The sequence below is a fragment of the Salinicola sp. MH3R3-1 genome (genome assembly GCF_001937155.1).
Classification (GTDB): domain Bacteria; phylum Pseudomonadota; class Gammaproteobacteria; order Pseudomonadales; family Halomonadaceae; genus Salinicola; species Salinicola halophyticus.
In genome coordinates this window covers 122,132-134,511 of record NZ_MSDP01000018.1, presented here as the reverse complement: position 1 = coordinate 134,511, position 12,380 = coordinate 122,132, and the positions used below count along the sequence as shown (strand labels likewise).

General features: G+C 63.1%; 9 protein-coding genes. 2 read left to right on the top strand and 7 right to left on the bottom strand.

What is annotated here, in order from left to right; all coding sequences use genetic code 11:
* Positions 1 to 123 precede the first annotated feature (123 nt).
* The 3 genes from BTW08_RS11850 to BTW08_RS11840 form a co-directional block, all read right to left on the bottom strand.
* Complete coding sequence (locus tag BTW08_RS11850) at positions 124 to 666, bottom strand: hypothetical protein (protein ID WP_075562726.1); 543 nt, start codon at positions 664 to 666, stop codon at positions 124 to 126.
* 119 nt (positions 667 to 785) lie between these two features.
* Complete coding sequence (locus BTW08_RS11845; protein ID WP_075562725.1) at positions 786 to 1,661, bottom strand: AEC family transporter; 876 nt, start codon at positions 1,659 to 1,661, stop codon at positions 786 to 788.
* 137 nt (positions 1,662 to 1,798) lie between these two features.
* Positions 1,799 to 2,818 carry a zinc-dependent alcohol dehydrogenase family protein gene (locus BTW08_RS11840; RefSeq protein WP_075562724.1) on the bottom strand — a complete coding sequence of 340 codons (1,020 nt, stop codon included), beginning with the start codon at positions 2,816 to 2,818 and terminating at the stop codon, positions 1,799 to 1,801.
* A 182-nt stretch (positions 2,819 to 3,000) separates the two neighbouring features.
* On the opposite strand from BTW08_RS11840, the gene BTW08_RS11835 reads away from it, so the two are divergent.
* The gene (locus BTW08_RS11835; protein WP_075562723.1) at positions 3,001 to 3,912 is read left to right on the top strand and encodes a LysR family transcriptional regulator; all 912 of its coding nucleotides are present in this window, start codon (positions 3,001 to 3,003) and stop codon (positions 3,910 to 3,912) included.
* Positions 3,913 to 4,161: 249 nt separating this feature from the next.
* A complete protein-coding gene (locus BTW08_RS11830) occupies positions 4,162 to 5,823 on the top strand; it encodes a multidrug ABC transporter permease/ATP-binding protein (RefSeq protein ID WP_075562722.1) in 1,662 nt (553 codons plus the stop codon).
* A 19-nt stretch (positions 5,824 to 5,842) separates the two neighbouring features.
* On the opposite strand, the gene BTW08_RS11825 is transcribed toward BTW08_RS11830, so the two are convergent.
* The 4 genes from BTW08_RS11825 to BTW08_RS11810 form a co-directional block, all read right to left on the bottom strand.
* Entirely contained in the window at positions 5,843 to 6,772 is a 930-nt protein-coding gene (locus tag BTW08_RS11825) for a TIGR03915 family putative DNA repair protein (RefSeq protein ID WP_210403244.1), read from the bottom strand.
* Positions 6,773 to 6,817: 45 nt separating this feature from the next.
* On the bottom strand, positions 6,818 to 8,077 hold the full coding sequence (locus tag BTW08_RS11820) for a putative DNA modification/repair radical SAM protein (protein WP_075562720.1): 1,260 nt from the start codon (positions 8,075 to 8,077) through the stop codon (positions 6,818 to 6,820).
* 123 nt (positions 8,078 to 8,200) lie between these two features.
* Positions 8,201 to 10,309 carry a RecQ family ATP-dependent DNA helicase gene (locus tag BTW08_RS11815; RefSeq protein ID WP_075562719.1) on the bottom strand — a complete coding sequence of 703 codons (2,109 nt, stop codon included), beginning with the start codon at positions 10,307 to 10,309 and terminating at the stop codon, positions 8,201 to 8,203.
* Positions 10,306 to 12,072 carry an MFS transporter gene (locus BTW08_RS11810; protein WP_075562718.1) on the bottom strand — a complete coding sequence of 589 codons (1,767 nt, stop codon included), beginning with the start codon at positions 12,070 to 12,072 and terminating at the stop codon, positions 10,306 to 10,308. The genes BTW08_RS11815 and BTW08_RS11810 overlap by 4 nt, the downstream gene beginning before the upstream one ends.
* Between the last annotated feature and the right edge of the window lie 308 nt (positions 12,073 to 12,380).

Genomic DNA, 12,380 nt, shown 5'->3' with positions numbered 1-12,380 from the left:
CGCGCCATGATGGCGGCCCTGGACGTTTGATCATGTAATTCTCGGTGCCCGGGCCGACCAAACAAAAACCGCCGACATCGAGTCGGCGGTTTTTTTATGCCACTATTTCAATGTGCTACGTGATCAGTTGTTATCGATCGCGTCGCTGGCATCGTCCAGCAGATTGGACGTGGCAGACTTGGTGTCGTGCCAAGCGCTGGATGCACCCTGCTTGGTGTTTTCCCATGCGTCGGCAGCCTGCTTCCTGGCCTGATTCCACCAGTCATTGTCGTACTTGGGCTGCTGCTTCAGCTCGTCCTTGTCCATGTTGACCACGACACGATATTCGATATCGTCGAGGTCGTCGTTATGCTGGGTTTCGACCGTGAAGTCACCTTTCTTGACCACGAAATCCTTGTCGCCCATGTCGAGGACGCCACCGGCTTCGACGACCAGCGCCTGAACGCTCATGTCTTCGCCGAGCAGGATGTCTTCGACATCACCGACATCGTCGTCTTTCTGACCGGAGAGATAGACATCTGCATCCATCAGTTCATCGGCGGAGTAGAGACCTTGGCGGCTCTGCGAATCCTGATCGTCCTGAGCCATAGCGGCCTGGGACATCATTACGCTGCTGGCTGCCAGCGTGACCACGCCGAGTGTCTGCTTCCATGACAGGTTTTGCATCGAAATCTCCTTGCCTTGCGGCTTTTGCGTACAACTCTCTGTAATCTCATGAATTTCCAAAGATTACACTTTGTAATGTAGTTGTTCGCTCGGCTTTTGCAAGCGGCCATGACGAGCCGCTACAGCATGAAGGCCAGTTCCAGCGGCAGGTAGATGAAGGCCAGTAACGTCGAGCAGAAGACCAGGCTCGCCACATATTCGGGTTCGCGGCGGGAGCGTTGGGCGAAGAGATAGTTGTAGACGGCGACCGGCATGCTCATCTGAAGTGCCACTGCGCTGGCCGCCACTGGCGGCAACCCGAGCCAGTAAGCGATGCCGAAGGAGAGGCCCAGGGCGATGGGCACGCGACACAGCGTGAACAGGAAGCCAGAAGAGAGATTGCGCGCCTGCATGCTCGCCAGCGATACGCCGAGCGTGATCAGCATCAACGGAATCGTCAGGCCGGACAGCAGATGCACGGTGTTGCCGAGCCACATCGGCAGGTGAATGCCGGACAGCAGCAGCGTCAACGCGATGGCGATACTGTACAGCGTGGGATTGCGTACCAGCGCCTTCCAGGGATTGCCGCGCGTGGCCATCATCATGCCGACGGTGAACTGAATCAGGGCGTTGGCGACCCAGGCCGTCATGGCGTAGGTGAAGCCGATATGGCCAAACGCGTAGAGCGACACGGGAAGCCCCATGTTGCCGGCGTTGGGATACATCATCGGCGAGATGATGACTTGCCAGGGCTTGCCTAGCAGTCTGGCAACGCCGAAGCTCGCCAGCGCCATGCCGGCGAGCACCAGAAACGTGGTGGCGAGCGTGCGTCCGAAGATATCGGGGTCGACCTCGGCGTTGGCCAGAGAAGCCAGCACCAGCGCCGGGGTACCGATGTTGAACACCAGTTTGGTGACGAATTCGGTGGGGTAGCTGAATCCTAGTCGGATCCACCCGAATCCGATGCTTGCCCCGACCAGCACTGGAGCCATGACCGCGAACAGTTGAGCAAGCATTGCGAGTCCTTGAACCCAAGGGCGATGGAATAGTGAGCGGCAACCGCGGGAAGCGGTATTGTCGTCAATCCATCAACCGGCTGGCAATGCTCGATTATCGATCCGTTCGATCCGTTCGATCCGTCAGCGTCCGGCCATCAGGTCATCTCGACCACGATTCGACCATGGTGGTTGGCGCAGGTCTCCAGATAGCGATGCGCCTCGGCGATCTCTTCGAACGGGAAACGGTAGTCGATCTGGGGCTTGAGTTCTCCGGCGCGTGTCATCCGCCCGACGTCGGCGACGGCGCGATCCAGCGCCTCGCGATTCTGGGGTATTCCCAGTTCGGGCTTGCCACTGAAGTTGGAGAGACAATGGACATGGAACTGGATGTTCTTGCGAAACGCCGCCTGAGCCGGGAAAGTGGTCTGGTTGCCACCCATCAGCCCGTAGAGGATCAGCCGGCCGCGAGTGGCCAGCACGTCGCCAAGCAGATTCATCTGCGGACCGCCAAGGGCATCGAGCACGACATCGACGCCATGATGATCGGTCAGCTTGCCGATCCGGGAGACCAGATCCTGACTTTCGGTATGAATGACGGCGGCGGCACCCAGCGACTTCAAATAGTCGACTGCCGACTCGTGGGGCGTCGCCGCGATGACACGGGCGCCCAGTGCCCGAGCGATCTGCACGGCGTACGGACCGCCGATATGGCAGGCACCCGTGATCAGGACCGTTTCGCCGGGGCGGAGATCGGCGACCTCGCGAAATCCGAGCCAGCTGATCAATGACGAGACATAATGGACGCTGGCTTCGGCGGGCGTCAGGCAGGTCGGATAGGCGATGAGCGCCTCGACCGGCAGCAGAACGCGCTCGGCATGCGCGCCGTAGTGATTGGGGTCGAACGCCGGAATCGAGGCAACCCGGTCGCCCGGTGAAAAGGCGGTCACTCCCGGGCCAACGGCGATCACTGTGCCGGCCATTTCAGTTCCCGAAGCGGCCGGCAGTCTGGCTTCGGTCGGGGCCATGTTGCGGCGCCACATGATGTCGTACCAGTTGATACCGAGCGCCTCTGCCGCAACCAGTACTTCTCCGGCGGCGGGTTGCGGATTGTCGCGCTCAATGATCTCCAGTACGTCGGCATCGCCGAATCGCTGAAATTGTATCGTACGTGACATTGTGCACCTCAATGTATCCAGGTCTTGCCATCGACTCTATCGACGATGGCCGGTAAACACTATGCTCGGGGATCGATAGTGGTTATAACCCTGATCGATACGACGACTGAAAGCACAAGTGCGGTCGCCAGATTCAGGAAGGGGCGAGTGGGAGGTTGCCACTCGCCGAAGGGAGGGCAAGCATGAATCGCAGTGACCTGCGTGGAGTGGATTTCAAACTGCTGGTCGTGTTCGAGACCTTGATGCAGGAACGCAGCGTGTCGCGTGCCGCGGAGAGGCTATTCATCGGTCAGCCGGCTACCAGCGCGGCATTGGCGCGACTCAGGGACGTCTTCGGCGATCCACTGATGGTGCGTACCGGGCGCCAGATGGTTCCCACCGCGCGCGCGCAGCAGATCTACGAACAGCTGCAACCCGCACTCGATGCCATCTCCAACGTGCTCAGCCGGACCAGCGACTTCGATCCGGCGACCAGCGAAGCCGTGTTTCGGGTCGGGCTCACCGACGACATCGAGTTTGCCTTGCTGCCGGCGCTGCTCAAGCGGCTGCGCACCGAAGCGCCGGGTATCGTGCTGGTCGTGCGACGCGCCGATTTCCACTTGATGCCGCAGTTGCTCAATACCGGCGAGGTCACCGTGGCCGCCGGCTACGCGCGGGAGCTGCCGGCCAACGCCAAGCAGAAGATCCTGCGTCACAGTCGCGGCATGATATTGCGGGCGGACAGCCGCCCCGGGGCATTGACGCTGGACGAGTACTGCGAGCGGCCGCATGCGCTGGTGTCCTTCGACGGCAACCTCGACGGCTACGTCGATGAACTGCTGGCCGAGCAAGGCCGCAAGCGGCGGATCGTGCTTGCCGTCCCGCAGTTCAACAGTCTCGCCTCGCTGCTGCGGGATACCGACATGGTCGCCACCGTGCCGGACTATGCCGCCGACGTTCTGGCTTCCCAGGGCGGGCTACGGGTAGACGAGATGCCGCTGGAGCGGGCGCCGTCGCCGCTGAGCATGGTGTGGCAGAGCGTCTACGATAACGACCCCGCCGAGCGCTGGCTGCGCTCGCGAATCCAGATGATGTTTGCCGATAGCGACGAGTGAGTGGCCGGGGATAATCAGAAACGGCATTCAGCCGCGGCTCTTGACCGGTAGACGGGCTCCCGCGTGACTTGACTTCGTCAGTGAAGATCAGAATCATTCGCGCCTGCGGTCGGCCGTCGATCACTCGGCACTGCCCCTCATGCTCGATGCTTGGCACGCACTTCTGACCTCTCCGCCGCCACGACAGATCGCGTCAGGAGAGGCTTGGCGCCGCCACTAGCGAGCTCAATCGCCGGCTACGGAATCCGAATGGAACTACTGCGCGTCGTCTTTCGTCATTATCGCTGGCCGTTCATCGGCGTCATGCTGCTCAGTCTGTTGAGCGCGGCGCTGGGGATCGGCGTCATCGCCTTCATCAATCACTACCTGATTGTGACCGACGGCTCCGCGATGGCCGCACTGGTGCCGTTCATCGCATTGGTCGCGCTGCTGCTGGCTGTGACGCTGGGCTCTCAGCTGGCGCTGACGACTCTGGGCCATCACTTCGTCTATCAACTGCGCGGTCGGTTGATCAAGCGCATTCTCGACACCGATATCGAACGTCTCGAGCAGCTCGGCAGCGCGCATCTGCTGTCGTGTCTTTCCAGCGATATTCGCAACGTCACCATCGCCTTCGTGCGTCTGCCGGAACTGGTCCAGGGCGTCGTGATCACGCTGGCTTCCGTGGCTTATTTACTCTGGCTCTCGCCACCGCTGCTGATGGTCACGGCGGTCTGGATCGCCGTGACCATGCTGATCGGCTGGTGGCTGGTGTCGAAGGTCTACCACCACATTCGCATTACCCGCGCCACCGATAGCCGGCTCTACCAGGACTACGAGACGATCCTCCACGGACGCAAGGAGCTGGCGCTCAATCGCGATCGCGCCCGGCACCTGCTGGAAGAGGTCTACGAGGCCGACGCGCGAACCTATCGCGATCACATCATCCGCGCCGACACTTACCACCTTAGCGCGGGCAACTGGACCAACATCATGATGTTGGGCGCCATCGGCGTGGTGTTTTTCCTCGCCAACGGCCTGGGCTGGTCGAATACGGCGGTGGCGGCGACGTTCTCGCTGACACTGCTGTTTCTACGCTCGCCGCTGATCCAGGCGGTGGGCGCGACGCCCACGCTGATCACCGCTCAGGTCTCGTTCGACAAGCTGCGGGAACTGTCACTGGCCGAATACCGCGCCGATTTCGATCTGGTCGAGACCCACAGCGAGTGGCAGTCGCTGGAAATGCGCGACATCACCTATCGCTATCCGGCCAAAGCGGGGCGCGAAGGATTTTCGGTTGGGCCGCTCAACCTGCGCCTCGAGCGCGGCGAGCAGGTCTACCTGATCGGCGGTAACGGCAGCGGCAAGTCGACCCTGGCCAAGCTTCTGACCGGACTCTATCGACCCCACGCGGGCGAGATCCGCATCGACGACGAGATCGTCGGCGAGTCGGACTGGCACCGTTACCGTCAACGGTTCTCGGCGGTCTATACCGATTTTCATCAGTTCGATCGGCTGATGGGCCCACGCGGGGGCGCGGCCGATCCCGCGCTGCTGGACAACTGGCTGCAGACGCTGGAACTGGCCAGAAAGCTGCAACTCGACGAGGGCAAGGTGCTCGATACCGAGCTTTCCCAGGGCCAGCGCAAGCGTCTGGCACTGCTGATGGCACTGGTCGAGCAGCGTCAGATTCTGCTGCTGGACGAGTGGGCCGCGGATCAGGACCCGCAGTTCCGTCGCGCTTTCTATCGCGAGCTGATGCCGCGCTTTCGCGAGCTCGGCATCACGGTCTTCGCGATCAGCCATGACGACCACTATTTCGCCCACGCCGATAGGCTGCTGGAAATGCGAGACGGCCAGCTGCGCGAACTGACCGGCAACGAGCGGGCGCTGGCCAGCCGGGATGCGGTGGCAAGAATCGATACGCCGTGAAGGATGGCACAGCGAGTGGCTAGTCGTTGCTGGCCGGCGGCGTCCTGTGGCATGGGAGCCTGCCGGGCGGTAGCGCCTTGCCCTTGCGCTGGCCCACGCTGCTCTCCTGGGCCAGACGCTGACCGCCATGGCGGGCCCTGGCTTCCATCGCGGGAATCAGATCCCCTTCGCTGAGATGACGCCAGAAGCGCTGCGGCATGTGTTGGGTCATCACCTTGTGGTTGAGCCGGGCCGGATTGAAGGTGCTGACGAAATAGGTTCGCCAGAGCGCATGGTCCTCGTCGGCATTGGCGCGCTCGGCGGCTGTCCGCGCCTCGGTCGTCCAGGCGGCGGGGCAGGGAAAGCGGTAATCGAGCGTCGAACCGTCCCAGTGCACGCCGCCTTCCGGCGTGGCAATCATCCAGGGCGAGCCGCCCATGCGGTCGGCGAAATGTTCTGCGCCCAGGTCGAGCACGTCATGCGCGGGCTCGAACCAGGCGACGTAGCGTTCACCCAGCGCGTCATCGCGCCGATGGAATCGCAGAAAGGCGTGCATATGGTGCGCTTCCCGCTTCACCGCATGCCAGCGCTGATGCAGAACGCGGCCGTCCGCGTCGGCGGGGTGAGTCGCCGCCGCATCGCCCTGGACCCATCGCCACAGAACCCGATACAGCAACGGCCAACGTGTCTGCTCGCCCCCGCGCGATCGATAGCGAGCGGCGTTGCGCAGTAGCGCCAATTGCTCGCGCCCGATTCGGATCGATGTCGAAGACGGTTCCCGAGAGGAGGGCGGTTTTGCCGATGCCGCCGGTGAAGAGAACAGGTCGTCGTGGCTGTCATCGCCGTCCCGCCAGATCACGTTCGAGGGCGGCACGCCAGCCATCAACAGTCGACGCGCCCGTTCGCGCCACTCGTCGAAATCGCGAGCGTGAGCGATACGTGGCGCCATTAACGATGAATCAGGATTCATGGCGAAAGCTCCGGCTGATGGCTCGCGTGCTTGCGGTGCACGGATCTACCACAACGTCATCTGGGCAGGCTGGGGTGCGGTCAGGCTTTGGCGCAGGCGGGAGCTTTCCAGGTTGGCGTCGGCGGGGCGGTAGTCCTGGGTGACGACGAACGGACGCATGGTGTCGAGCCGGCAGCGCAGTGCGACCAGATCCTGATAGCGGATGCGCCGCAGTCGGCGCAGATCGACCAGCCGCTGCACGCTGCGCAGGCCGATTCCGGGGACGCGGGCGATCATCGCCGGTTCGGCGCGATTGAGATCGACCGGGAAGTCGTTGCGGTGGGCCAGCGCCCAGGCCAGTTTGGGGTCGATCTCCAGATCCAGATTGCCCGGCGCATTCAGCAGCTCTTCGGCCTGAAAACCGTAACTGCGGATCAGGAAATCGGCCTGATACAGTCGATGTTCCCGCAGCAGCGGTGGGGCGGCCTGGGGTAATCCGGCCGGGCGCTCGGGAATCGGGCTGAACGCCGAGTAGTAGACGCGCTTGAGACGAAAATCCCGATAGAGATGCTGCGCGGATTGCAGAATCGTACGGTCATCGGTGGCGTCCGCGCCGACGATCATCTGCGTACTCTGACCGCCGGGCGCATAGCGCGGCGCCTGTCGTTTGGGATTGTTGCTGCGAACCGGATGGCGGGCATCCTGACGGGCGTCGTCGTTGGCGGCATCGATTCGCTGGCGCATGTGGCCCATGGCGGAATGAATGGTACCCAGCTCTTTCTCCGGCGCCAGCGTCTTCAGGCTGGTCAACGTCGGCAGTTCGATGTTCGCACTCAGCCGGTCGGCGTAACGGCCGGCTTCCTCGAGCAGCTTGGGGTCCGCCTCCGGGATCGCCTTGAGATGGATGTAGCCGCGGAATTGATGCGTCTCCCGGAGTGACCTGGCCACCTGAATCATCTGCTCCATGGTGTAGTCGCTGGAGCGAATGATGCCGGAGCTCAGGAACAGTCCGCTGATGGTATTGCGGCGATAGAACGATAGCGTCAAGCGAACGACTTCCTCCGGCGTGAAGCGCGCTCGAGGCACGTTGCTCGATCGCCGATTGACGCAGTACTGGCAGTCGAACAGACAGAAGTTGGTCAGCAGCACCTTGAGCAGGGAGACGCAGCGCCCGTCCGGCGTGAAACTGTGGCAAATCCCCATGCCGTCAGAGGACCCGAGCCCCGCCTTGCCGCGGGACGAGCGCTTCGGCGCGCCGCTGCTGGCGCATGAAGCGTCGTATTTGGCGGCATCGGCGAGGATGGAAAGCTTGTCGATCAGTTCCATGCAGTGATCCTGTGGTGCGCCTCGAAAACTGGCTTTATATACAGTATTCGAGAATCACGAGATCGACAAGGTCGGTGATTCGATTTCGGAGCTGACGTTCACGCCGCTACCGTCAGTGGCGTTTCATCCCGCAGCGGCCATCTGGCGCTTGACCCAGGCGCGAACGTCGGGGTAGGGGCGCTGGTCGTAGACGCCGAAACCCTTCAGCTGGCGCGCCTTGAGTGGCGTGAAGATCGGCATGGCGAGCCCACACAGAAAGTGGGCGACGCGCTGCGCGCCGGGCACCGAGCCGAGCTGTTCCTGATGGCGCTGGATCAGCGGTCGGGCGTGGCGTTCGAAATCGTCGCGGGTCAATTCCGGGAGTGCCGGCGCTGCGGGCAAACGAGCGACGTGACCCTGGCAGACCGAGCAATGGCCGCAGTCTCGGGCGGCTCGAACAGGCTGGCCGCAGCCTCGGGCGGCCTGACTGCGGCTTCGGGCAGTCTGAACGGGCTGGCCGGCGCCGTCGTGAGCGATGGGATCGTCGGCCTGGAATGAATCGTCACCGAAGTAATCGCCGAGGCGACGGGCCAGACAGGTGTCCGATTCGAACAGCGCCAGCATGGCTTGTAGCCGTTCGATCTCCGAGGCTTCTCTGGCGTGGCACTCGTCGAGCAGACGGTCGGTCAGGGCGTCGACGTCGATCTCCGATTGGCGCACCTCGTAGACGTCGGTCATGCGCTTGCCTTCCAGCACCACCCAGCCCTTGTCCTGAAAGTACTCGAGCGCGGTGATCACCCGCGAGCGCGAGGCATCGATCTGAGCATCGACGCCGGCTTGGTAGAGACGTTCGAAATCCACCGTGCCCCAGGTTTTTGCCATAGCGATGTTGTCCACCAGCAGGCGCACGAAGTCGGCGCGTTCGCCCTGGAATCGGGCGATCAAGTTGGCTGGCTCTTCGAGATAGCGCAGCCGGTACTCTGCCAGATAGGCAAACCGCGGCGCGATCACCCCGTGCATCTCGAGCCGGACCAACAGCGTCTTCAACGGCAGCAGACGAACGTTGCTGTCGCGGGAAAGCGTGTTGAGCAGCACTGGCCACTGGCGCTCCGCCTGGCGGCCGGCATCGGCAATTTCGCTCAGCACGTGGCGAATGCCCTCGCGCTCTGGCGTGTCGCCGTAGACGAAATTTTCCAGCACCCGCAGGCCGTCGCGGCCGGCCAGCATCAGGCAGCGCGAGGGGTCGCCGTCGCGTCCGGCGCGACCGATCTCCTGGCTGTAGTTCTCGATCGACTTAGGCAGGTCGTAATGAATGACGTTGCGGATATCGCCCTTATCGATGCCCATGCCGAAGGCGATGGTGGCGACGATGCAGGGGATCTCGCCGCTCATGAAACCGCGCTGGATCTGGTCTCGGGTCTCGCTATCGAGCCCGGCATGATAGGCGCGCACCGAGAAACCCTGCTTCGCCAACGCCGCGGCCACCGATTCGGCGGTCTGCTGGAGGGTGACGTAGATGATGGTCGGCGCTTGCGATCCCGGTTCCGATGTTGGCGCCTGTCGTGGCAATAGCCATTCGACCAGCGCCGGCAGGCGGATTTCGGTTTCCACCGGATGGACCAGCAGTTCCAGGTTGCTCCGATAGAAGCCGGTGACGATGACGTCATCCAAGGCGATGTCGAACTTGGCGCGCATGTCGTCAATCACCGACGGTGTCGCGGTAGCGGTCAGCAGCAGCGCCTGGGGGATGCCGAATTCGCGCTGGTAATCCGGCAGCTTGAGATAGTCCGGGCGGAAATTGTGGCCCCACTCGGAAATACAGTGCGCTTCGTCGATCACCAGCAGCGAGATGGCGATCTGGCGCAGGAAATGACGAAAGCGCTCGTTCTTCAGTCGCTCCACCGAGACCATCAGAATCTTCAGCTCGCCACTGCGGGCGCGGTCCATGATCGCGCGGGCGGTATCCCGATCCTGGGTCGAGTCGAGGCTCGCGGCCGCCACGCCGTGACGCTGGAGGAACGCCAGCTGGTCCTGCATAAGCGCCAGCAGCGGCGAGACCACCAGCGTGAGATGGGGCAAATGCAGCGCCGGCAGTTGATAGCAGAGCGACTTGCCGGCGCCGGTGGCGAAGATCGCCGCCGTCGAGCGCCCGCCGATGACGCTTTCGATCACGGCTTCCTGGCTACCGCGAAAGGCGGGAAAGCCGAATACCTCGAGCAGGGTATCGCGGGGGCTTTTCGTCTCCTGGATCATGTTCTCTCCTGGGGCCAGGGAGCGGTCGTATCGGGTGTGGACGTGTCGGACAAAGCGGAATCAGCCGAAGACTCGGCGGGTGGTTGGGTCTGGTTCGGCGTCAATGCCGGCTGGGCATACCGCGACGAACGATAGCTGACGCCATAACGTAGATGTGGCGCTGCCGGACCGCTGTGGAGCGCCGTGACCCGATCGATAATGGCGCGGTCGGCCAGCGTCAGCCGGTCGAGCATGCGCAGATGCTGCAGCCAGTTGGGGACCAGAAAGACCTCCTGCCACAGATCGCGATCGACGGTGTCGCGGTAGAGCGACCAGCGTTTGGCGCCGTTGCGCAGCCGCAGTTTTCGTAGCGGACGCACGGCGCGGGCGAATTCACGCAGATGTTCGCTGTCGATGCGGTATTCGACCGTCACCATCACCGACCCGCGCGCAGGATTGAAGTCGAAGTCGGGCCTGCTGGTGTGCGCTTCGGGCGCCTCGACCAGGTCGTTGGCATCCAGCTCCGGGAGCTTGGAAGGGAGCAGCAATAGCGCCGAGACGATCAGCAGTGCGCCGGCCAGCATCAACGCCATCTGTACACCCAACCCTTCGGCCAGCTGCCCCCACAGCAGCGAGCCCAGCGTGAGGCCGCCGTAGAGCGCGGTCTGATACAGCGCCAGGGCGCGAGCCTTGACCCAGTCCGGCACCAGTATCTGGACCGAGGAGTTGTAAGAGGCCACAGCGGCGATCCAGCAGCTGCCGCCGACGATGAGCGCCGGGAACAGCACCCACAGGGTGTCGAGGCCGCCGAGTGCCAGCATCACCACGCCCAGCGTCATCGCGGCGAAGCTGATCAGTCGGCTGCTGCCGACCCGCTGGCGAGCCCGGTTGACCAGCGTGCTGCCGGCGATCGCCCCGATACCCAGGCCGCCGAGCATGTAGCCATAAAGCGAGGCGCTGCCGCTGGGGTGCTGGTGGGCCAGTAACGGCAGCAGCGCCCAGAGTGCGCTGGCGGAGATGCCGAAGATGAACGATCGCATCATCACCAGCCGGGTGACGCTGGAGTACTGCACGAAATGCAGCGCCGCCTTGACGCCTTCCCAGATGCGCTCCGGGGGCAGGGATTTGGGCAGCACGGCACGCTTCCAGCGCCACAGTGCCGCGATCAGCCCGCAGAAACAGAACACGTTGAGCAGGAAGATCCACGACGGCCCCACTGCCGCTAGCAGCAACCCGCCGATGGCAGGGCCGATGGCGCGGGCGGCGTTGTAGTTGACGCTGTTGAGCAGCACGGCGCTCGAGACCAGATTGCGCGGCACCTGCTCGTTGACCGCGGCCTGCCAGGCCGGCGTGGTAATCGCGCCACCGATCGAGACGCAGAGGATCGAGACGATCAGCAAGGTCGGCGACAGGAGATTCAGAAACGCGATCAGGGTAACGAACACGCCGCCCAGCACCTCGATACCCAGGCCGAACAGCATCACCTTGCGGCGATCGTAGTTGTCGGCGATCACCCCGGTGACGATCGACATCAGCACCAGCGGCAGCGCTGCCGCGACCTGGATCATCGCCACCGCCACCGCGCCGCCGTCGTTGGACGTCACTACCCAGGCCGCCGCCACCGACTGTGCCCACACGCCGAGGTTGGCGAACAGGTTGGCGATCCAGATCATCCGGAACGCGGGCACTCCCAATGGGGCGAAGGTGCTGACATCCGCCGGACGTGGCGGCGTCTGTTTGGACTCGAGGGTCAGATCACTCTGGCGGGAAACGGGTTGCAGCATGACGAGCTCGCAGACAGGAGGCGAATCGGAAGGCACGACCGGGCGAGCGGACAAGGCCCAGCGCTAAGGAAGGAAGCGCTGAATAAATAGGCGAACGAGATGAAGCGTAAGGCGCACGGCACGCAGAAGACGAGACATAACATGGGGTTAGGCGAGTCTTCGAGTACCGCGCAACGTAGCGATTCGCTCGTGCAGGCATTTATGCAGTGGTTCCCTAAAGGTTAGCATCCTGTCTATGGTAGCGAGCGTCCAGTGCTATCGCTTACCGGCAAGCCATATGTCGATCAGGGATAGGTGTCGGCGTTGCG